General features: G+C 68.4%; 18 protein-coding genes and 1 pseudogene. 12 read left to right on the top strand and 7 right to left on the bottom strand.

The window, feature by feature from the left end:
- Nucleotides 1-118: 118 nt before the first annotated feature.
- A complete protein-coding gene (hemE, locus tag BLQ28_RS21795) occupies nucleotides 119-1228 on the bottom strand; it encodes a uroporphyrinogen decarboxylase (RefSeq protein ID WP_093243888.1) in 1110 nt (369 codons plus the stop codon).
- 149 nt (nucleotides 1229-1377) lie between these two features.
- On the opposite strand from hemE, the pseudogene BLQ28_RS21800 reads away from it, so the two are divergent.
- The 10 genes and pseudogenes from BLQ28_RS21800 to BLQ28_RS21845 all read left to right on the top strand — a co-directional run.
- Nucleotides 1378-2967: pseudogene (locus BLQ28_RS21800) on the top strand (GMC family oxidoreductase); the annotation flags it as partial.
- A gap of 121 nt (nucleotides 2968-3088) precedes the next feature.
- Complete coding sequence (locus BLQ28_RS21805) at nucleotides 3089-3904, top strand: SDR family NAD(P)-dependent oxidoreductase (protein ID WP_256327412.1); 816 nt, start codon at nucleotides 3089-3091, stop codon at nucleotides 3902-3904.
- A gap of 21 nt (nucleotides 3905-3925) precedes the next feature.
- Entirely contained in the window at nucleotides 3926-4729 is an 804-nt protein-coding gene (locus BLQ28_RS21810) for a MoaF C-terminal domain-containing protein (RefSeq protein ID WP_093243896.1), read from the top strand.
- 40 nt (nucleotides 4730-4769) lie between these two features.
- Nucleotides 4770-5159 (top strand): nuclear transport factor 2 family protein, encoded by a 390-nt coding sequence (locus tag BLQ28_RS21815; RefSeq protein WP_093243900.1) that lies wholly within the window; start codon nucleotides 4770-4772, stop codon nucleotides 5157-5159.
- A 50-nt stretch (nucleotides 5160-5209) separates the two neighbouring features.
- On the top strand, nucleotides 5210-6712 hold the full coding sequence (locus BLQ28_RS21820; RefSeq protein ID WP_093243903.1) for an aldehyde dehydrogenase family protein: 1503 nt from the start codon (nucleotides 5210-5212) through the stop codon (nucleotides 6710-6712).
- Between the two features lie 38 nt (nucleotides 6713-6750).
- On the top strand, nucleotides 6751-8025 hold the full coding sequence (locus tag BLQ28_RS21825; protein ID WP_093243907.1) for an ABC transporter substrate-binding protein: 1275 nt from the start codon (nucleotides 6751-6753) through the stop codon (nucleotides 8023-8025).
- 12 nt (nucleotides 8026-8037) lie between these two features.
- Nucleotides 8038-8907, top strand: a complete 870-nt coding sequence (locus BLQ28_RS21830; RefSeq protein WP_093243911.1) for a branched-chain amino acid ABC transporter permease — start codon at nucleotides 8038-8040, stop codon at nucleotides 8905-8907.
- The gene (locus BLQ28_RS21835) at nucleotides 8904-9980 is read left to right on the top strand and encodes a branched-chain amino acid ABC transporter permease (RefSeq protein WP_093243914.1); all 1077 of its coding nucleotides are present in this window, start codon (nucleotides 8904-8906) and stop codon (nucleotides 9978-9980) included. Before BLQ28_RS21830 ends, BLQ28_RS21835 begins: the two co-directional genes overlap by 4 nt.
- The gene (locus tag BLQ28_RS21840; RefSeq protein ID WP_093243916.1) at nucleotides 9977-10684 is read left to right on the top strand and encodes an ABC transporter ATP-binding protein; all 708 of its coding nucleotides are present in this window, start codon (nucleotides 9977-9979) and stop codon (nucleotides 10682-10684) included. The genes BLQ28_RS21835 and BLQ28_RS21840 overlap by 4 nt, the downstream gene beginning before the upstream one ends.
- A gap of 19 nt (nucleotides 10685-10703) precedes the next feature.
- Complete coding sequence (locus tag BLQ28_RS21845) at nucleotides 10704-11411, top strand: ABC transporter ATP-binding protein (RefSeq protein WP_093243919.1); 708 nt, start codon at nucleotides 10704-10706, stop codon at nucleotides 11409-11411.
- Between the two features lie 20 nt (nucleotides 11412-11431).
- Here BLQ28_RS21845 and BLQ28_RS21850 read toward each other — a convergent pair whose 3' ends face one another.
- Complete coding sequence (locus tag BLQ28_RS21850; RefSeq protein WP_093243921.1) at nucleotides 11432-11734, bottom strand: hypothetical protein; 303 nt, start codon at nucleotides 11732-11734, stop codon at nucleotides 11432-11434.
- A 267-nt stretch (nucleotides 11735-12001) separates the two neighbouring features.
- On the opposite strand from BLQ28_RS21850, the gene BLQ28_RS21855 reads away from it, so the two are divergent.
- Entirely contained in the window at nucleotides 12002-12451 is a 450-nt protein-coding gene (locus tag BLQ28_RS21855) for a hypothetical protein (RefSeq protein ID WP_093243923.1), read from the top strand.
- Nucleotides 12452-12628: 177 nt separating this feature from the next.
- On the opposite strand, the gene BLQ28_RS21860 is transcribed toward BLQ28_RS21855, so the two are convergent.
- Together BLQ28_RS21860 and BLQ28_RS21865 are read right to left on the bottom strand one after the other, a co-directional pair.
- Entirely contained in the window at nucleotides 12629-13609 is a 981-nt protein-coding gene (locus BLQ28_RS21860; protein WP_093243926.1) for an AraC-like ligand-binding domain-containing protein, read from the bottom strand.
- Between the two features lie 130 nt (nucleotides 13610-13739).
- On the bottom strand, nucleotides 13740-14675 hold the full coding sequence (locus tag BLQ28_RS21865) for a LysR family transcriptional regulator (protein WP_093243929.1): 936 nt from the start codon (nucleotides 14673-14675) through the stop codon (nucleotides 13740-13742).
- A gap of 73 nt (nucleotides 14676-14748) precedes the next feature.
- Between BLQ28_RS21865 and BLQ28_RS21870 the strand changes: the two genes are divergently transcribed.
- Complete coding sequence (locus BLQ28_RS21870; RefSeq protein WP_093243931.1) at nucleotides 14749-15468, top strand: SDR family oxidoreductase; 720 nt, start codon at nucleotides 14749-14751, stop codon at nucleotides 15466-15468.
- Nucleotides 15469-15483: 15 nt separating this feature from the next.
- Here the strand turns inward: BLQ28_RS21870 and BLQ28_RS21875 are convergent, their stop codons facing one another.
- The 3 genes from BLQ28_RS21875 to BLQ28_RS21885 form a co-directional block, all read right to left on the bottom strand.
- Nucleotides 15484-16824, bottom strand: coding sequence for an MFS transporter (locus BLQ28_RS21875; protein ID WP_093243932.1), 1341 nt, complete (start codon nucleotides 16822-16824; stop codon nucleotides 15484-15486).
- Between the two features lie 121 nt (nucleotides 16825-16945).
- Complete coding sequence (locus tag BLQ28_RS21880; RefSeq protein WP_176801190.1) at nucleotides 16946-17638, bottom strand: redoxin domain-containing protein; 693 nt, start codon at nucleotides 17636-17638, stop codon at nucleotides 16946-16948.
- Nucleotides 17639-17737: 99 nt separating this feature from the next.
- A complete protein-coding gene (locus BLQ28_RS21885) occupies nucleotides 17738-19957 on the bottom strand; it encodes a protein-disulfide reductase DsbD family protein (protein WP_176801191.1) in 2220 nt (739 codons plus the stop codon).
- Between the last annotated feature and the right edge of the window lie 40 nt (nucleotides 19958-19997).

Genomic DNA, 19997 nt, shown 5'->3' on the forward strand with positions numbered 1-19997 from the left:
ACGGGTTTTGTGCATAAGTCGGGACCCATATGCCGTTTTTGCGCTTGACAAACGGCTGCGAACCCACTTTTGAGGGCCGGCGCGGCCTGCACGCGGTTCGGCCCTTTTTGTGACAGTTCTAACCGCGCAGCGCGCGCGACTGGGTGTGCACCGCCTCGACCAGCGCCGCCACGTGGTCCGGCGGCGTGAACTGGCTGATGCCGTGGCCCAGATTGAAGATGTGCGTCGGCCCCGTGGTGTTGCGGTCGGCGTGCGGCTTGCCGAAAGCCTGCAGCACCTTGGCCACCTCGGCTTCGATCTGCGCGGGCGGCGCGAACAGCACGTTCGGGTCGATGTTGCCCTGCAGCGCCTTGGCCTTGCCGTCGGCGCCTTCGCCGACCTGGCGGCGCGCGGCGCCCAGGTTCACCGTCCAGTCGACGCCGAGCACCTCGCAATCGAGCGGGCGCATGGCGTCCAGCCACAGGCCGCCGCCCTTGGTGAACACGATGCGCGGCACAGGCTGGCCGTCGGCGCCGGTGCGCTTCACGCCCGCCAGCACCCGCGCCGTGTAGGCGAGGCTGAACTCCTGGAACGCGCCGTCGGCGAGCACGCCGCCCCAGCTGTCGAAAATCATCACGGCCTGCGCGCCGGCATCGATCTGCGCATTGAGGTACGCGGCCACCGAATCGGCATTGACCGCGAGGATGCGGTGCATCAGGTCGGGGCGGCTGTACAGCATGCCCTTCACGAGCCGGTAGTCGCTGGAGCCCGCGCCTTCGACCATGTAGCAGGCCAGCGTCCACGGGCTGCCCGAAAAGCCGATCAGCGGCACGCGGCCGTTCAGTTCCTTGCGGATCGAGGCCACGGCGCTGAACACATAGCGCAGCTTGTCCATGTCGGGCACTTCGAGCGCGTTCACCGCTGCTTCGTCGCGCAACGGGCGCGCAAAGCGCGGGCCTTCGCCGGCCTCGAACGACAGGCCCAGGCCCATGGCGTCGGGCACGGTGAGGATGTCCGAGAACAGGATCGCCGCGTCGAGCGGGTAGCGCTCCAGCGGCTGCAGCGTGACTTCGGTGGCGTAGTCGGTGTTGGTCGCCAACCCCATGAAGCTGCCCGCCTTGGCGCGCGTGGCGACGTACTCGGGCAGGTAGCGGCCGGCCTGGCGCATCAGCCAGACGGGCGTGTGATCGGTGGCCTGGCGCCAGCAGGCCCGCAGGAAAGTGTCGTTTTGCAATGGGGCGAAAGGCATCCCGCGATTGTCGCAGGGGCCCGCGCATTGACCGACAGCGCAATTTGAGTTGCACCAACCCGCCCCGGTGCGCCACGGCGCGCCGCAGCCCCGAGCATCCGCCTTCGAGACAGGAAAAGAACTTCGGATCAAGGAACGGGACAAGCAACATGGCGCAACAGGTCTTCGACTTCGTGGTGGTGGGGGCCGGCTCGGCCGGCTGCGTGCTGGCGCACCGGCTGGTGCTGGCGGGGCGCAGCGTGCTGCTGCTGGAGGCGGGCCCGCCGGACAACGACCGCTTCATCCACATGCCCGCCACCTTCGTGCGGGTGATCGGCACCGAGCGCACCTGGGCCTACGAGAGCGAGCCGCAGGCGGCTGCCGGCGGCCGCAGGATGTTCGTGCCGCAAGGGCGCACGCTGGGCGGCGGCAGCTCGGTCAACGCCATGGTCTACATCCGCGGCACGCCGGCCGATTACGACGGCTGGCAGGCGCAGGGCTGCGAAGGCTGGGGCTGGAACGACGTGCTGCCATGGTTCCGCAAGGCAGAGTCGAATGCGCGGCTGGCCTGCGGGCTGCACGGCACCACCGGCCCGCTGAAGGTGAGCGACACCCGCTTTCGTCATCCGCTGAGCCTGGCCTTCCTGCGCGCCGCGCAGCAGACCGGGCTGCCCTACAACGACGACTTCAACGGGGCCGAGCAGGCCGGCGTGGGCTTCTACCAGACCACCACCTTCGAAGGCCGCCGCGCCAGCACGGCCGCCACCTACCTTGCGGCGGTGCGCGACAACCCGAAGCTCACGGTGGTCACCGGTGCGCACGTCATGCGCGTGCTGACGCAGGACGGCGCCGCAACCGGTGTCGTCTACCGCACCGGCCGCGACGCCAGCGGCGAAGAAGTCGTCGCCACCGCGCGCGAAGAGGTGATTCTTTCGGCCGGCGCGCTGGCCTCGCCCAAGCTGCTGATGCTGTCGGGCATCGGCCCCGGTGCGCAGTTGCAGGCGCACGGCATTCCGGTGACGCATGCACTGCCCGGCGTGGGCGAGAACTTCCAGGACCACCTGGAGGTGTCGGTCTACGGCCGCACGCGCGAGCCCATCAGTCTGCTGGGCAACGACCGTGGGTTGGCTGCCCTCAAGCATGGCTTGCAATGGACCTTCTTCAACACCGGCCTGCTCACCTCCAACGTGGTCGAGAGCGGTGGCTTCGTCGACACCACGGGCGAAGGCCGGCCCGACCTGCAGTTCCATGTGCTGCCCGTGCTCGTGGGCGATGTCGACCGCGAGCCGCTGGCCGGCCACGGCATTTCGATCAACCCCTGCTTCCTGCGGCCGAAATCGCGCGGCAGCGTGCGGCTGCGCAGCCCCGATCCGATGGCACCCATCCTGTTCGATGGCGGCTACCTGCGCGCGCAGGAAGACGTCGACACGCTGGTGCGCGGCGTGAAGCTGGCGCGCCGCATCCTGCGTGCGCCGGCGCTGCGCGACGTGGTGTCCGAAGAACTCGCGCCCTCCGCCGCCGACGACATGGCCGACGACGCCATCGAGGCCTATGTGCGCCAACGCGCCAAGACCGTCTACCACCCGAGCGGCACCTGCCGCATGGGCAGCGACGACATGGCCGTGGTCGATGCGCAGATGCGCGTGCATGGCGTGGCAAGGCTGCGCGTGTGCGATGCCTCGGTGATGCCGTCGCTGGTCAGCGGCAACACCAATGCGCCGACCGTGATGCTGGCCGAGCGTTGCGCGGCCTTCGTGCTGGGGCAGACGGCGTGACCGCGATCGGCCAAGGTCGCGCTGTCGGGCAACGAACACTGCGCGTTCGGTCAATCGCCGATGTGCGCTGAAACCTAGAGTCCTTTCCAACAAGGAGACAGAGCGAATGAGTTCCACAGGGTCCACGAATTCAATGGCCGGCAAGGTCGCATTCATCACCGGCGGCGGCACCGGCATCGGCGCGGCAGTGGCCGCGCAGTTCGTCGCGGCGGGTGGCCGTGTCGTGCTGATGGGGCGTCGCCTCGCGCAGCTCGAAGCGGTTGCTGAAAAGCTCGGCGGGCTCGCCGTTTCAGGCGATGCCGCCAGCACCGCCGACGTGCAGCACGCGCTCAAGGCCGCACGCGAGAAGTTCGGCCGCATCGACGTGCTCGTCGCCAATGCGGGCGGCCATGGCGTGGGCGATGCGCTCTCTACCGACGACGCGTCGTGGGCGCTCTCCACGCGCCTGAACCTCGACACCGCCTTCGTCTGCGCACGCGAGCTGCTGCCCGAACTCATCGAGCGGCGCGGCAACATCGTCGTGCTCTCTTCGCTCGCCGGCCACTTCGCGGGCCCGGGCGTCGTCGGCTACGTGACGATGAAGCACGCGCTCATCGGCCTCGTGCGTTCACTGGCGCGCGACTACGGCAAGCAGGGCGTGCGCGTGAACGCCGTGTGCCCCGGCTGGGTGCGCACCGAGATGGCCGACGAGCAGATGCAGGTGCTGGTCGACAAGTACCGGCTGCCGGGTGCCGATGCGGCCTACGACCTCGTCACGCGCGACGTGCCCATGGGCCGCGCCGCCAGCCCCGAAGACGTGGCGAACGCGGTGCTGTTCCTCGCTTCGCCGCTGGCCGCGATGGTCACCGGCAGTTCGCTCATGGTCGATGGCGGCGCCTCTGCCGTCGACCTGCCCACCATCGCCTTCGCGCATGACGCCTGAGAGGGCAGGAAAGAAAACGCCATGAGCACCCACGAAGCCAACAAGCCCGCCGACTGGAAGACCTACGACCAGTTCGCCCTCGGCATTGCCACCAACCGCCTGCCCGCCACCGACGCACTCGCCGGCCAGACACTGAAGCTCGCCTTGCCCGGCTTCCAGCTCACGCTGCAGCCGCGTTCGCAGCATGCGCTGGACTGGAGCGAGCAGGGCGCGCGCGGCGGACAAGGCACAGGCGACTGGTACGAAGCCATCGAGGTCGCACCCGACACCTTCTTCCTCGACATCACCCAGGCCAGCCGCCCGACCGAAGCCTTGAGCATCGTGCTCAACACGCGCACCCACCGCGTGCTCGCGATCCGCTGCCGCATCGTCAGCGCCGAAGAGGCCGCAGGCCAGCCGCGCGTGCCGCAGGACTTCTGGGTCGGCACGCTCGAAGGCGGCACCGCCAGCGGCCCGGTGCCGCAGCCCACGCGCGACCTGATCGGCCTGCGCACCTGGCAGACCTACAGCCCCAACCACACCTACGAGCACACCTACCTGAGCGCCGAGCGCTACGCCTGGCAATGCCTGGTGGGCGTGCAGCGCGGGCATGGCGACGTCGATCTGGCGAGCTACTACAAGTTCGACGACGACCAGTACGTCTTCACCTTCCGCGAGTTCCTGATTCCCGTCGCGTCGGTGTTCTTCTTCGACTTCGCGAGCGGCCGCTCGACCGGCAAGTTCCTCGGCGTGACCGGCACCGGCGAAGTGGCCAACAACCCGGCCGGCGCCTTCATGCGCAAGGCCTCGCAGACCTTCTATCCGCCCGAGTTCGGGCCGGTCTGATTCCCTTCATTTCTTGCTGTCACACCAGGAGCCTTCCTTCATGCGCACCCCCCATCAGATCGTTGCCGATCACTACGCCGCCTCCGACCGCCAAGACCTTCAAGCCATGTTCGCCGACGTGGCCGACGACGTGCAGTGGACCGAGATGGCCGGCTTTCCGTGTGCCGGCACGCACGTCGGGCCGGCCCAGGTGGTCGAGAAGGTCTTCAAGGTGCTGGGCACCGAGTGGGAGGGCTACCGCTTCGTGCTCGAACGGCTGGTCGATGGCGGCGACACCGTGGTCGGCATCGGCGACTACCACGGCCGCCATCGCGCCACTGGCAAGACCATGCACGCCCGCGTGACGCATGTGTGGCAGGTGCAGGGCGGCAAGGTGCGCCGCTTCGAGCAGTTCACCGACACGCTGCTCGTGGCGCGGGCCATGGCCTGAGTCCCGCTTCTTCCTTTCATTCATTCAACGCATTGCCCCGGAGCCAACCCATGAATCTGCGAGACCTGTCGATCGAGCATCTCGGCCAGGTGGGCCTGCTGGCGCAGCGCCGGCGCGGCAACCACATCGACGGCCGCGAGGTGGCACCCGCCAACGGCACCTACCTGCCGGTGGTCGACCCGGCCACCGAGATGACGGTGGCCGAAGCCCCCGACAGCGACGCGGCCGACGTGAACGCCGCCGTTGCCAGCGCGCGCCGCACCTTCGAGAGCGCCGCGTGGAAGTCGCTGCGCCCGGCCGACCGCGAGCGCATGCTCTACACACTGTCGACGCTCATCGAGTCGCACGCCGATGAATTGAGCGCGCTTGAAACCCTGCAAAGCGGCAAGCTGCGCGGCATCGCGCGCATGGTTGACGTGGGTGGCGGTGCCGAGTTCGTGCGCTACATGGCGGGCTGGGCCACCAAGCTCGAAGGGCAGACGCTCGACAACTCCATCGGCATCCCCGGCCCGCAATGGGTGACGTACACGCGGCGCGAACCCGTCGGCGTGGTGGGCGCCATCGTGCCGTGGAACTTTCCGCTGGCCATCGCGCTGTGGAAGGTGGCGCCCGCGCTCGCGGCCGGCTGCACGGTGGTGCTCAAGCCTTCGGAAGAAACACCGCTCACCGCGCTGCGGCTGGCCGAGCTGGCCATCGAGGCGGGCTTTCCGCCCGGCGCGCTCAACGTGGTGTGCGGACGCGGCGCCACCGCCGGTGCCGCGCTCGCCGCGCACCCGGACATCCGCAAGATCAGCTTCACCGGCTCGACCGCCGTGGGCCAGCGCATCGGCCATGCGGCGGTCGACAACATGGCGCGCTTCACGCTGGAGCTGGGCGGCAAGTCGCCGCTCATCGTGCTGGACGATGCCGACCCGGCCGCGGCGGCGCAGGGCGCGGCCAATGGCATCTTCTTTCACCAGGGGCAGGTGTGCACGGCGGGCTCGCGCGTGTACGTGCAGCGCGGCATCTTCGATGAAGTCGTCAAGCAACTGGCGCAGGCGGCCGAGGGCCTGCACATCGGCTCGGGCTTCGATCCGCAGGCGCAGTTCGGGCCGCTCGTGTCCAAGCGCCACGTGGACCGCGTGATGGCGCACATCGACGGCGCGGTGGCCGAGGGCGCGACGCTGGTCACGGGCGGCAGCCGCGCCTTCGACGGCGGCTGCTTCGTGCGGCCGACCGTGTTCGTCGACACGCGGCCTTCGATGCGCATCGTGCGCGAGGAAGTGTTCGGCCCGGTCGCGACGGTGGTGCCCTTCGACGATGTCGAGGACGCGATCCGCCTGGCCAACGACAGCGCCTACGGCCTGGCCGCGAGCGTGTGGTCGAACAACCTCTCGGCCGTGCACCGCATCGTGCCGCGCCTGCAGGCGGGCGTGGTCTGGGTCAACGCGCACAACGTGCTCGACAACGCGCTGCCGCTGGGCGGCGTCAAGCAGTCGGGCTACGGGCGCGACCTGGGGCGCGCGGCGGTCGAGAGCTTCACCGAGCTCAAGAGCGTGTGCATGGCGGTGTAGGCACTGCAACGGTTCCGATCACAACAGGAGACAAGAGCATGTTCAAGCAGAAGAAGATCGCGCGTTCCGCACTCGGCGCACTGGTCGGTGCCCTCGGCCTTGCGGGCGCTGGCGGCGCATGGGCGCAATCGGGCCCCGACTGCGGCCTCAACACCGGCAAGCCCGCCACCGGCGAGCCCATCCCCATCGGCGCGGTGGTCGGCAAGACCGGCCCCGACGACTTCAGCGCCTCGGGCCAGGCAGCGGCGGCGTACTTCAAGTGCGTGAACGCCAACGGCGGCATCCACGGCCGCCCGGTCGACTACATCGTGGTCGACGACCAGTGGAACCCCGAGACCGCCGCGCAGGTCGCGTCCAAGCTGGTGAAAGACCGCAAGGTGGTCGCGCTCGCCGGCAGCACCAGCTTCGTGGAGTGCGGCGCCAACGCCAAGATGTACGCCGACGAAGGCGTGATGGTCATCGCCGGCACCGGCGTGCCGCGCGAATGCTTCAACGCGCGCAACTACGTGCCGGTGAACGCAGGGCCGCGCGTGTCGGCCACCATCGCCGCCATGTACGCCGCGCAGAAGTACAAGGCGAAGAAGATGGTCTGCGTCATTCCGAACATTCCCAGCCTGGGCAACTGGGCCTGCGAAGGGCCGAAGGAATGGGGCAAGAAGAACGGCGTGGAGGTCGAGACCATCACCATCGACCCCGGTTCGGCCGATGCCACCTCGACCATGCTGCAGGCCGCCGCCAAGAAGCCCGACACCATCATCATGAACGTGCCCAAGGGCATCCTGGTGCCGATGCTGGCCGCGGCCGAGCAGCAGAACCTGGGCAAGAAGATCCACTTCGTCTCGGCCGCGCCGGCCTACAACACCGACGTGCCCAAGGCCATCGGCCCCTACTGGAAGGGCAACTTCGACGTCAACCTCGAATTCAACCCGCTCGAATCGGCCGGGCCCGACAACAAGAACTGGCTGGCGGTCATGGACAAGTACGGCGCCAAGAGCGATCCGCGCGACACCTTCTCGCAAGGCGGCTACGTGGCCGCGCGCATCGTGACGCAGGCGCTGCTGAAGATGGACCCGAAGAAGATCGACCGCGCCGGCGTGACCGATGCGCTGCGCAAGGTGAGCGACTTCAAGAGCGACATCCTGTGCAAGCCCTTCTACGTGGGCAACGGCAACCGCCACAACGCCAACAACAGCGGCCCCGTCGCCAGCCCCGACGGCAACGGCTGGCGCTTCGCGCCCGGCGGCTGCCTGACGGCGGAAGACCCGGAACTGGTCGACATCCGCGCCGACGAACAGAAGATGGGCCTCAAGTAAGCGCGTCGGGCCATGGAGGACTACCTGCCTTTCGTCATCTCGGGCCTGGGCCTGGGCGCGGTGTATGCGCTCTCGGGCGTGGGGCTGGTGGTGCTCTACCGCTCGTCGGGCGTGCTGAACTTCGCCTTCGGTGCCATCGGCGCCATCGGTGCGTACGTGGCCTGGTCGATGCTCGAAGCCGACTGGCCGCAGGGGCTGGCGTGGTGCGCGGCCATCGTCACGTCGATGCTGCTGTCGCTGGCCTATGGCCGGTTGCTGGCGCCGCGCCTCTCGCACCGCGACCCGACCATCCGCAGCATCGCCACGCTGGGCTTTGCGCTGGTGGTGGTGGGCTTCACCGAGTGGTACTGGGGCGAGCAGCCGCGCCGGCTGGTGCTGCCCACCGATGCGGGCGCCATCGAATTCGTGCTCGGCGAGGTCGAGGTGCGGCTCACACACACGCGTGCCCTGGGGCTTGCGCTTGCGGTGCTGATGATGGGCGGCGTCGGCCTGCTGCTGTCGAAGACGCGCGTGGGTTTGAAGATGCGCGCGCTGGCCAACGACCGCGACCTGAGCGCGCTGCTCGGCATCCGCGTGCTCGGCGTCGACACCGTGGCCTGGATACTCAGCGGCGCCTTCGCCGGCGTGTGCGGGCTGCTGCTCGCCAACATCGTGCGGCTGCAGGCCACGCTGCTGACCTTTCTGGTGATTCCGGCCTTTGCCGCCGCCATCATCGGCCGCCTGCATTCGCTGCCGGCCACGGTGGCGGGCGGCATCGCCATCGGCGTGCTGGAGGCGCTGGCGATCACGGTGCCAGGCTTCGCGGCCTTCCGCACGGCGACGCCGTTCCTGATCGCGCTGGCGATGATCGTCTTCTTTCGCACGGGCACGCGGCAGGCATGAGCGCTTCGATCTTCACCGGCGCGGCGCAAGCGCCCGACGACATCGCGCAACTGCCGGCCTCGCTGGCCGAGGCGACACGCCGTGCCCGCATTTCATTGGCCGTGATGGTGGGCTGCGTGCTGCTCATCGGGCTCGTGGTGCCGTGGCTGGCGAATGCTTACTGGATCAAGACGCTCACATCGTCGCTCGCACTGTCGATTGCGGCAGCTGGCGTGGCGCTGCTCTACGGCCAACTGGGGCTGGTGTCGCTGTGCCAGTACGCGCTGCTCGGCGCGGGCGGCTGGATCGCCTTGCGCGCGGGCCACGGGCTGGGCTGGCCTTTCGAGCTGTCGGTGCTCGCGGGTGGCTTGCTGTCGTGCGTGGTGGGCATGCTCGCGGGCCTGCCTGCATTGCGGCTCAAGGGGCTGTACCTCGCGCTGGTCACGATGATGATGGCGGGCGGCTTCCAGGTCGTCATCAACGTCATGGGCTTTCCCGATGGCGGCGCGGGCTGGCTGGGCCGCGTGTTCGGCAGCGAGCGGCTGATGATGCCGCGCCCCGCGCTGGCGCTGTCCGACGCGGCGTACTTCCGCTACGTGGCTGTGTGGCTGGCGGCGGTGCTGGCGCTGATCGAGCTGCACCGGCGCACGCGCGCGGGCCGCTCGTGGGCATTGATCCGGCGTGGCGAAGCGGCGGCCGTGGCGGCCGGCGTGAACATCCTGCGCTACCAGACCTGGGCCTTCGGGCTCGCCGGCTTCTGCGCCGGGGTGGCGGGCGCGCTGCTCGCGGGCGGCGTGGGCCAGCTCGACGGGCGGGCCTTCACCGCGGGCGATTCGGTGATGCTGTTCGCGCTCACCGTGGTGGGCGGCGTGTACCACTGGGCCGGCGCGCTGATCGCGGGCTTGTTGCTGCGTGCGGTGCCCGCCTTGCTGACCGACTTCGGCGTGAACGGCTACCTGGCGATGATCTTCTTCGGCGTGGCGCTGCTGCATGCGCTCATCACCGCGCCGAGCGGCATCGCCGGGCAACTGGCGGGTGTGTTCGATGCGGTGCGCAAGCGTCTTACGCGTGGTGGCAAGGAGGCCACCTCATGATCCGCGTGAGCGATCTCACCGTCGCCTTCGGCGGCGTCAAGGCCATCGACGGACTCAGCGCCGAACTCGACGCGCCCGTGTGCGGCCTCATCGGGCCGAACGGCGCGGGCAAGACCACGCTGGTCAACGTGCTCAGCGGCCTCGTGTTGCCGCGTGCCGGCACCGTCGCGGTGGATGGCACCGACCTGCTGGGCCTGAAGCCCATCGAGCGCGTGCGCTTCGGCCTGCGCCGCTCGTTCCAGACCGAGCAGGTGGTGGAAGACTTGAGCGTGTGGGACAACGTGCGCGCGCTGCTCGACCACGTGCCGCATGCGCGCGGCGAAGCGGTGGCGCAGGTGGCGCGTGCGCTGTCGCACACGGGCCTGCTCGACGTGGCCACGGTGCTGGGCCATCGCCTGAACCTGTTCCAGCGCCGCATGCTCGAAATCGCGAAGTCGCTGGTGGGCGCGCCGCGCCTGCTGCTGCTCGACGAACCCGGCGCGGGCCTGACCGAGCAGGAAGCCGGCGCGTTGCGCCGCGTGATCGGCTCGGTGCATGCCTTCTGCGGCGCGCAGGTGCTGCTGATCGACCACGACGTCGACCTCATCGCCGCCACCTGCTCGCAGACGCTGGTGCTCGACTTCGGCCGCTGCCTGGCGCTTGGCCCGACGCGCGCGGTGCTCGACGACCCGGCCGTGCGCAAGGCCTACCTGGGAACGGAATGAACCACGGAGCCCCCACACCATGTTGAGCGTGAACGACCTGCGGCTGCAGCGCGGCGGCAAGGCCGTGCTGCACGGCATCGACCTGCAGGTGCCGCCCGGCGAAGTGACCGCGTTGCTCGGCGCCAATGGCGCGGGCAAGTCGAGCACCGTGATGGCCATCGGTGGCGTGCTGCCGCTCACCGGCGGGCGCATCGAGGTCGAAGGCCACGCGCTGCACGGCCAGCGGCCCGAGCGCGTGCGCGCGCTGGGCGTGGCGGTGGTGCCGGAAGGGCACCGCGTGCTGGGTGACTTGTCGGTGCTCGACAACCTGCGCGCTGCGGCCACGGCGCTTCCCGCATCGCGCGTGGCAGATGCGGTCGAGCAGATGCTCGCGGTGTTCCCCGAACTGCGCGTGAAGCTCGCGCTGCCCGCGCGATCGCTGTCGGGCGGGCAAAAGCAGATGGTGTGCATCGCGCAGGCGCTGATCGGCAAGCCGCGCTACCTGGCCATCGACGAACTCTCGCTGGGGCTCGCGCCCACCGTGGTCAAGCGATTGGTCGAGGTGGTGCAGCAGGTCGCACGCGAAGGCGTGGGCGTGCTGCTGATCGAACAGTTCACGACGGTGGCGCTGGCCGTGTCGAGCCGCGCCTATGTGCTGGAGCGCGGCCGCATGGCCTTCGCGGGGTCATCGGAAGAGCTGCGAAGCCGGCCGGAGATATTGCACAGCAGCTATCTCGCGGCGGCTTGAAGAACGCCTGCTGGCGCGGCTTACTTCGGCGTGCCGCCGGGCGTGGGCACGCTGTGGGGCTTGGCTTCGCGCGCTTCGGCGCGGGCTTCGCCGGCTTTTTCCGTCTTGCTGGGCGTTGCCACGGCAGAGCCTTCACCGCGCGCGGTGCTGCCGTCCTTGATGCGCACGGCGCCCGGCTGCTTGTTGTTCTTCTTCGCTTCGGCGGCGGCCTGCGGCTTGCTGTCGAAGTCGGCCTCGGCTTCCGCGCTGTGGCTGTGCGGTTGCTGCGCGAAGGCGGTGGAGAAGAAGGCGAGGGTGCCCAGGGCGAGCAGGGTGCGTTTCACGAGGAGGTCCTTTCTGTGTTGGATATGGCTGTGTGATGTGGCCCGTTTCCTCAACGAAACACATCACGCCCCAACTCTAGAAAGGCCAACCGCTCGCTGGCCGTCACTGCGATTACGGTTTTGTCATGCCGCGCAGGTGTGCGTGGCAGGCAGGTCCTTCGTTCGTTCTGCGTTGGTCATTAGCTACAAACTCACGGTGTCGATTTAGCAACAAAGCATTCGCCGCCACTACCATGCCCGTATTGATCAACTTGATGGAGGAGAAAGATGGACGCTCTATTGAGCAATCTGACGAGTGTGGGTTGGTGGGGGTCGGTGGTGGTCGTCGGCATATTGGTGAACTTCCTGAGCCAGTTTCTCTACCCGCGCTTAGCGGCGCTCCCAATTAGAGGTCTTAGCCTCATTCGCAGGAGAACCGCGAAGCGTCGAGCAAGATTTGAGGAGCAAGTTGCCGCGCTAACGGCTAATCCGCAGCGTCTGCCGATCGTCATTGCCGCCGAACATCGGTTCTACTTTCTGGCCTCTTTAGTTATGGGGTGCGCCATTTTTCTCTTGTTAGTACTTGCTGTTTTGCCCGCCTTGGGGAGCACGCTATCTCTTTGGCTGCAAAGCTCCTTTTTCTTCGTATCGTCTCTCTTGTTTGTCGCCGGTACGCAAATTGCCGATAAGGGATTCGAGTTAGGCCAGGTTATTGCCAAAGTGGCTCGAGATTGGTGAAGCAACTGTGGTGATGACATCGATCGCCTGCGATCATTTTTGCCATCGTTTGATTTGTGAAATGCAGTGAACGTTATTTGTCTTTGCGTTACTCAGTGCCTCTGAAACGATGTTGGTAAGGCAATTGCGGCGTGTTGCCGGCGAAAGCTCAGCCCTTCGGGCGCAGAGATCGATGGCCTAGTGCGTGAGCGCGGGCGACGCTGCCTGCTCGGCCTCGCGCCGCTGGAACTCGCGCGGCGACACGCCGTACTGCGCCTTGAACACGCGGCAGAAATGCGCGCTGCTGTTGAAGCCCCAGGCGAAGGCGATCTCCGACACCGAGGTGCGGCGGCCTGCCGCGTTGCGCAGCGCCTCGCTGCAGCGCTCCAGCCGCATCTGCCAGATGAAGCGGTCGAGCGTCTGGTCTTCGTCCTCGAACACGCGATGCAGGTAGCGCTTGGAGCAGCGCAGTTGCTGCGCGATGAGGTCGAGCGACAGCGCGGGGTCGGCCAGGTGCGCATGCACGAACTGCTTCACGCGGGCCTTCAGCACGCCGGGCACCGGGTGCATGCCGAACTGCTCGTCGGAATGCGTGGCGAGCGTGGAGGCCAGCAGGCCCAGCACGGTGTCGCTGACCGAGCGGCCGACGGCATTGGGCAGCGAAGGCAACTGGTCGGCCAGCGAGGTCAGGAACGAGCCGAGCACCGCGTAGAGCCCCTGCATGGCGGGCGTGTGGGCCTCGCAGGTGTGCAGGTCGGGAATCTTCATGCCCTTGAACTGCTGGCGCGGAATGGTGATGGCGAGCAGGCGCGAGCGTTCCGGGTTGGTGATGGCATAGGGCACGCGCGGGTCGTACAGGCTCCAGTCGCCGGGGTGCAGGTGGAACTCGCGGTCGCGCTGCGAGATGTGGCCGTGGCCTTCGAGCTGCAACACCAGCTTGTAGTGTTCGTCGAGCACGATCTCGTGGCGCGTGTCGGGCCGGGCCACGCGGTGCGAGGGCGCCTCGATCATGAACATGCCGAGCGGCCCGAGTTCGTAGGCGTCCATGCGCGCATCGAAGGTGCCGGTGTCCAGGCATTGCACACGCAGCGCGCCGAAGTACGACTCGTTGATGCGGCCCCAGCAGGCCTGCCGGTCGGCGGGGTGTTCGAGCAGCGTGCTGAAGTGGTGTGCGTTCATGCCGTGGGGTCTCTGTGGGCGCGCCGAAGGCGCTTGCGCAGGATAGGCATGCGGGGGCCCGCCATCATCGGTGTTTCCACCCGGACCGGCGCGGCGGTGCGTTCCCGGTAAACAACGGGTGCGCGCTGGATCAATCGACGGGCTTGCCGCCGAAGACCTCGCCGATCAGCGCGATCAGCCATTTCAGCCCGGGGTCGCCGTCGCGGGCCGCCGTCCACAGCAGCGACACGGCGTAGCGCGGCGTGTCGAACGGCAGCGGGCTCACCGCCAGCCCGAGCGCATCGCGCCAGGTGGCGGCCGCGAAGGTGGGCACGGTGGTGATGGCGGCCATCTGCCGCACGATGAACGGGTTGGTCGCGAAGTTGCGGCTTGAAAAGACCACCTGGCGCGTGAGCCCCTGCTCGCGCAGCAACTCGTCGACCAGCCCGCTCAGGTCGGCGCTGAACGAGGTCAGGAGGTGCGGGTGGCGCAGGTATTCCTTCAGCGTGAGCCGCTTGCCGCGCGCCTTGACGAGCGCGGGGTTGTAGACGCAGACGAAGTGCCAGTCGAACAGCGCGCGCTGGCGGTGCCACGCGGCGCAGTCGGGGAACACGCCCACGGCCAGTTCGATGTCGGCCGCATCGAGCTGGTCGGGCGCGGTGGTGCGGTCGGCCGCGCTGGCGATCAGGCGCACGCCCGGGGCTTCGGTGGCCAGCCGCTGCATGAGCTGCGGCATCAGCGCGACTTCGAGCGCGTCGCTCAGGCCGATGCGGAACACGCGCTCGGCACGGGCGGGGTCGAAGGCCGGGCGGGCCTGCAGCGCCTGCTGCAGCGACAGCAGCAGCGGCTCGATGACCTGGGCGAGTTCGAGTGCGCGCGGCGTGGGCGTCATGCCGTGCGAGGTGCGCACGAACAGTTCGTCGCCCACGGCCGCGCGCAGCCGCTTGAGCGCGCCGCTCAGCGCCGGCTGGCCGATGAACAGGCGCGCGGCCGCGCGGGTGACGTTGCGCTCGTGCAGCAGCACGTGGAACACCAGCAGCAGGTTCAGGTCGAGCCGCCTGAAATCACTTTCGTTGATGCTTTTCATGGTTTCAAACGATTTGAATGATAAGCCGCCGATCCCTAACCTGAAGGCTCATCAGTCAACCAAAGGAATCGACATGGCTTCGGAACAACAGACAGTGGTGGTGCTCGGTGGCTCGTCGGGCGTGGGCCTGGAGACCGTGCGCCGGCTCGCGGCGACGGGTGCGCGCGTCATCGCGACGGGGCGCGACAACGGCAAGCTGCAGGACGCCATCGGCGGCATGGGAGCGAACGTGAGCGGCGCGGCCTTCGATGCCGGCGACCGGGCTGCGCTCGACGCCTTCTTTGCAAAGACGGGGCCGGTCGATCACCTCGTGCTCACGCTCAGCGGCGGCGAGGGCGCGGGCGAGTTCGCGCAGCTCGACCTGCAATCGCTGCGGCGCGGCTTCGAGGCCAAGTTCTGGCCGCAGCTCGAAGCGGCGCAGGCGGGTGCGCGGGTGCTGCGCAAGGGCGGCAGCATCACCTTCGTGACGGCGATCTCGGCGCGCAATGCATTGCCGGGCACGGCGGGGCTGGCCGCGATCAACGGCGCGCTCGAAGCGATGGTGGGCAGCCTGGCGCGGGAGTTGAAGCCGAGCCGGGTGAATGCGGTGTCACCGGGTCTTGTCGATACGCCGTGGTGGGACCGCGTGCCCGCCGCGCTCAAGAGCGAGCTGTTCCGCCAGCAGGTCGAGACGCTGCCCGTCGGCCGCGTGGGGCAGCCGCAGGATGTGGCGCATGCGATCCAGTTTTTGATCGAGAACGGCTACACCACCGGCACCGTGATCGAGTGCGATGGCGGGTTGCGGCTGGTCTGAAGAAAGCAGGAAGCGTCAGACCGCCGGCACGCGTCCGGCATCGGCCGGGTTCGCGTTGCGCCGGTACAGCACCAGCGTCGCGATCAGCCCGCAGACGGCGGCGGCCGTCATCCACAGGCCAGGCGCGCCCTTGTCGCCGGTCATCTCGATCAGGCCGGTCGCAATCGCCGGCGTGAAGCCGCCGAACAGGGCCGTTGCCAGGCTGTAGGCCAGCGAGAAGCCGGCGGTGCGCACGTTGACCGGCATCACCTCGGTGAGCGCCACCACCATCGCACCGTTGTAGCTGGCGTAGAGGAAGGACAGCCACAGCTCGACTTCGAGCATGCGCGCGAAGCTCGGCGCGCCGACCAGCCACTTGAGCGAGGGGTACGCAGTCAGGATGGTCAGCACGGTGAACAGGATCAGCAGCGGCTTGCGGCCAACGCGGTCCGACAGCGCGCCCATGATCGGCAGCCAGATGAAGTTGGAGATGGCCACGCACAGCGTGACGACCAGCGCGTCGGTGGTGCTCAGGTGCAGCACGGCCTTGCCGAAGGTGGGCGTGTAGACGGTGATCAGGTAGAACGACACGGTGGTCATCGACACCAGCATCATCCCGGCGACCACGAGGCCCCAGTTGCTGATCATCGACTGGAAGATCTCGCGCGCATCGGGGCGGTGCTTGCGCGCCATGAACTCTTCGGTCTCCTGCAGCGAGCGGCGGATGATGAACAGCACCGGCACGATCAGGCAGCCCACGAAGAAGGGCACGCGCCAGTAGAAGTCTCCGATCTCCTGCGGAGTGAAGGTCACGTTGAGCCAGTAGCCGAGCGCGGCCGCCACGACGATGGCCACCTGCTGGCTGGCCGATTGCCAGCTCACGTAGAAGCCCTTGTGGCCCGGCGTGGCCATTTCCGACAGGTACACCGACACGCCGCCGAGTTCGACGCCGGCCGAGAAGCCCTGCAGCAGCCGGCCGATCAGCACGAGGAAGGGTGCTGCCAGGCCGATGGTGGCGTACGCCGGCACGCAGGCAATGAGCAGCGTGCCCGTTGCCATCAGCGCGAGCGTGACGATCAGGCCCTTGCGGCGGCCGACGCGGTCGACGTACGCGCCGAGAAAAATGGCGCCCAGCGGCCGCATCAGGAAGCCTGCGCCGAAGGTCATGAAGGTCAGCATCAACGAGGCGAACTCGTTGCCGGCCGGGAAGAACGCCTTCGAGATCTGCGTGGCGTAGAAGCCGAACAGGAAGAAGTCGAACATCTCCATGAAGTTGCCGCCGGTCACGCGAAGGACGGTGGCGAATTTCGAGGAGGGTGCGGGCGAGGCGTGCGCGGTGGCAGTGCCCTTTTGCGCGGCGGAAGGCGCGGGATTCATCTTGTTGTCCCCTGTGGCGTGTGTGTTTGCCAAGGGTAGGCGGGCTTCCCGACCGCTGCCTGACTGCGCGAGTCAGGTAGCTGTCACGCGCTGCCGGGCGCGCCAAGGGGCGCCGCCGTCGTCAGGTCTTGTACTTGATGGAGCAGCCGTAGGGCCGCGTGGTGGCCGCCGAGATCGCCTTGCCGCCGAAGGCCTCGCCCAATGCCTGGTTGACGTAGTTGGTGGCGGTCTTGATGTCTTCGACCCGCGCCGACGCGATGCTGTCGATGCCGCCCGCGTACACCAGCGTGCCCTTGGGGTCGATGATGAAGATGTGCGGCGTGGTGCGCGCGCCGTAGACCTGGCCGATGAGGCCGTCTTCGTCCATCAGCACGGCGGTGGGCGCGGCTTTCTGCGACTTCATCCACGCATCGAGCGCAGCGGGCTGCAGGTAGTCGGTGGAGGCGCGCTCGGTGGAATTGATGGCGAGCCACACCACGCCCTTGTCGGTGGCGGCCTTTTGGGTGGCGGGCAGGTTGCCGCTGCCGTAGTGCTTGCGCACGAAGGGGCAGCCGGGGTTGGTCCATTCGAGTACGACGAACTTGCCGGCGAAGTCCGACAGCTTGTGCTTGGCGCCGGTGGTGTCGACGGCCACGAAGTCGGGCGCCTGCTGGCCCACGGCGGGCGCGGCGAAGGCGGGTGTGCCCATCAGGAAGGTGGCGCCCAGCGCCACGGCGGCGGCGACGACGGCGCGGCGGGAAGCGCGGCTCAGGGCCGCACGGGCATGGCGCGCAGCGCGCAGGGAACGCGAGTCGGTGGATGGCGAGAGAGACATGGCCAGCTTGAACTCCAAAACAAAATTCCAAACAACAACTGCAGCTTAGAACGGTTTCTTCAAGTGCGTGTGACAAGCCATGTCACGACGGTGGTCAAGTCAGAGCGCGGCGAGTGCGGCGCGGACTTCGTCTTTGCTCAGGATCTCGGTCAGCACGACCGGTGCCTTGCCCGGTGCCTGCAACACATAGACCGGCACGCCGCTGCGGCCGAGCGTGGTGAGCGCGGCCGTGATGGCGGGGTCGCGCCGGGTCCAGTCGGCGCGCAGCATCGCGACCTTCTTGGCGTCGAAGTCGGCCAGCACCTCGGCGTCGGACAGCGTGCTCTTCTTGTTGTACTGGCAGGTCACGCACCAGGCGGCGGTGAAGTCGATGAACACCGGCTGGCCGGCGCCCGAAAGTTCGGCCACGCGCTCGGCCGACCAGGGCTGCCAGCGCTGTGCGCCGGCACCCGCGGATGCCAGCTTGGCGGGCTCCACCACCTGCAGCACGTTGCGGCCGATGGCTCCGGTCAGCAGGGCGGTGAATGCGATCAGCACGGTCGCGATCACGACCCGCGTGCGGCCGCGCAGCGTGAGCGCCCAGACGATCGCGGCCATGCACACCAGCAACGCCAGCAGCGTGCCCGCGCCGTCGATGCCGCTTTGCTGGCCCAGCACCCAGACCAGCCAGGCCACGGTGGCGAACATCGGGAAGGCCAGCAGGCGGCGCAGCGTGTGCATCCACAGGCCCGGCTTGGGCAGCAGGCGCGCAACGGCCGGCACGAAGCTGGCCGCCAGATAAGGCAGCGCCAGCCCGAAGCCCAGCGCCGCGAACAACAGCAGCGCCTGCCCGGCCGGCAGGCCGATCGCAAAGCCCAGCGATGCGCCCATGAAGGGCGCAGTGCACGGCGAGGCGATCACCACGGCGAGCACGCCCGAAAGAAAGTCGTTGGCCAGCGGGTGCTTGGCCTGCGCGCTGCAGAGCGACGACGGCGCGGCGCGGCCGAACTCGAACACGCCCACGAGGTTCAGGCCAATCAGTGTGAACAGCGCCGCCAGCGCCGCCACCACGCCCGGCGACTGCAGCTGGAAGCCCCAGCCGAGCCCTGCACCGGCCGCGCGCAGCGCAAGCATGGCGCCGCCCAGCGCGAGGAAGGACAGCATCACGCCGCCCGTGTAGGCCAGCCCGGCCTTGCGGTGCGCGCTGGCGTTGCCCGCCTGCCGCGCGAAGCCCAGCACCTTGATCGCAAGGATCGGGAACACGCAGGGCATCAGGTTCAGCAGCAGGCCCCCGAGCAGGGCGCCCAGCAGGGCGGCCATGAAGGTGGTCGAAGACGGGGTGGTGTTCGGGGCGGGCTGCGTGGCGGCAGCTGCATTGGCCGCGTTGGCGGTGAGCGCGGCCTGCAGCGCCGGTGACACCTCGGCGCGCTGCGGTGCGGCGGGCCAGTTGCCGGTGACGGGCGATTCCGCGCGCCACGCGACCGGCTGGCCGGCCTGCCGGTCGGCCGGGGCCAGCGCCACCACCACCGGCATCACCGTGGGGCTGGCGCTGCGCTGGTCGGCCAGCGGCAGCGTGGCGGTCCAGGTGCCGCCTTGCCAGGATTGGGTCCAGTCCTTGCCGGAGACGGCCGCGGTGCGGATCACCTCGGGGGTCTCGGGGAAGAAGGCCAGCGTCTTGCCCTGCGCGGCGGCGGGCAGGCCTTCGAGGCGCACTTGCAGGTTGTTGCCATTGACCTCGATGGCGCCCGGTTTGGCCAGCGGCTGCGGCTGGGCGGCCTGCGCCGTGTCGAAATCGGCCTTGTGCAGCGCGGTCGAGCCCTGCAGCGGCAGCGAGAGGGTGAATTCGCCCTCTTCGGGAATGCATTCCTTGCGGCACACCAGCCACGATGCCTTGAGCTGGATGTCCATCGACGGCGTGCCGCCGGCGAGCGCCACGGGCGGCTTGTAGAGCGTCGACACCTCCAGCGGCACCGGCAGCAGCACAGTGTTTTCGTAGCCGTAGTTGGCGAGGCTGCCGACCGGGATCTTCTCGGGCACGGGCCAGGCGATCTCGCCGGTCGAGACGCCGGCGGGCAGCGTCCAGGTCATTTCGGTGGGCAGGCCCGAATCGCCGGCGTTCTTCCAGTAGGTGTGCCACTCGGGCTGGTGCGTGATCTGCAGGCCTACCCAGACCGGCGAGCCAGGCGCCACGCCGTCGGGCGCGTGTGCGATCAGTTCGGCGCGCACATGGGGGGTGGTGACCACCGCGCCGGCCTTGGGCGTCAGTTGGGCCGCAGCCGGCATGCAGGTTGCGGCTGTTGCTATCAGAAGCGTAGCGAAATGGATGCGCGAAAAGATCATGCCGTCAGTCGGAGCATTCAGTGGGGGCGAAGTTCCGGCT

The organism is Variovorax sp. EL159, assembly GCF_900100965.1.
Taxonomy (GTDB): Bacteria; Pseudomonadota; Gammaproteobacteria; order Burkholderiales; family Burkholderiaceae_C; genus Variovorax.

Bases quoted from the DNA above. Each gene is read 5' to 3' on its own strand.
- BLQ28_RS21855 (WP_093243923.1), top strand. From the start codon at position 12,002: ATGGACGCTCTATTGAGCAATCTGACGAGTGTGGGTTGGTGGGGGTCG.
- BLQ28_RS21805 (WP_256327412.1), top strand. From the start codon at position 3,089: ATGAGTTCCACAGGGTCCACGAATTCAATGGCCGGCAAGGTCGCATTC.
- BLQ28_RS21860 (WP_093243926.1), bottom strand. From the start codon at position 13,609: ATGAACGCACACCACTTCAGCACGCTGCTCGAACACCCCGCCGACCGG.
- BLQ28_RS21835 (WP_093243914.1), top strand. From the start codon at position 8,904: ATGAGCGCTTCGATCTTCACCGGCGCGGCGCAAGCGCCCGACGACATC.
- BLQ28_RS21875 (WP_093243932.1), bottom strand. From the start codon at position 16,824: ATGAATCCCGCGCCTTCCGCCGCGCAAAAGGGCACTGCCACCGCGCAC.
- BLQ28_RS21845 (WP_093243919.1), top strand. From the start codon at position 10,704: ATGTTGAGCGTGAACGACCTGCGGCTGCAGCGCGGCGGCAAGGCCGTG.
- BLQ28_RS21880 (WP_176801190.1), bottom strand. From the start codon at position 17,638: ATGTCTCTCTCGCCATCCACCGACTCGCGTTCCCTGCGCGCTGCGCGC.
- BLQ28_RS21810 (WP_093243896.1), top strand. From the start codon at position 3,926: ATGAGCACCCACGAAGCCAACAAGCCCGCCGACTGGAAGACCTACGAC.
- BLQ28_RS21815 (WP_093243900.1), top strand. From the start codon at position 4,770: ATGCGCACCCCCCATCAGATCGTTGCCGATCACTACGCCGCCTCCGAC.
- BLQ28_RS21840 (WP_093243916.1), top strand. From the start codon at position 9,977: ATGATCCGCGTGAGCGATCTCACCGTCGCCTTCGGCGGCGTCAAGGCC.
- BLQ28_RS21885 (WP_176801191.1), bottom strand. From the start codon at position 19,957: ATGATCTTTTCGCGCATCCATTTCGCTACGCTTCTGATAGCAACAGCC.
- hemE (WP_093243888.1), bottom strand. From the start codon at position 1,228: ATGCCTTTCGCCCCATTGCAAAACGACACTTTCCTGCGGGCCTGCTGG.
- BLQ28_RS21825 (WP_093243907.1), top strand. From the start codon at position 6,751: ATGTTCAAGCAGAAGAAGATCGCGCGTTCCGCACTCGGCGCACTGGTC.
- BLQ28_RS21830 (WP_093243911.1), top strand. From the start codon at position 8,038: ATGGAGGACTACCTGCCTTTCGTCATCTCGGGCCTGGGCCTGGGCGCG.
- BLQ28_RS21820 (WP_093243903.1), top strand. From the start codon at position 5,210: ATGAATCTGCGAGACCTGTCGATCGAGCATCTCGGCCAGGTGGGCCTG.
- BLQ28_RS21865 (WP_093243929.1), bottom strand. From the start codon at position 14,675: ATGAAAAGCATCAACGAAAGTGATTTCAGGCGGCTCGACCTGAACCTG.
- BLQ28_RS21870 (WP_093243931.1), top strand. From the start codon at position 14,749: ATGGCTTCGGAACAACAGACAGTGGTGGTGCTCGGTGGCTCGTCGGGC.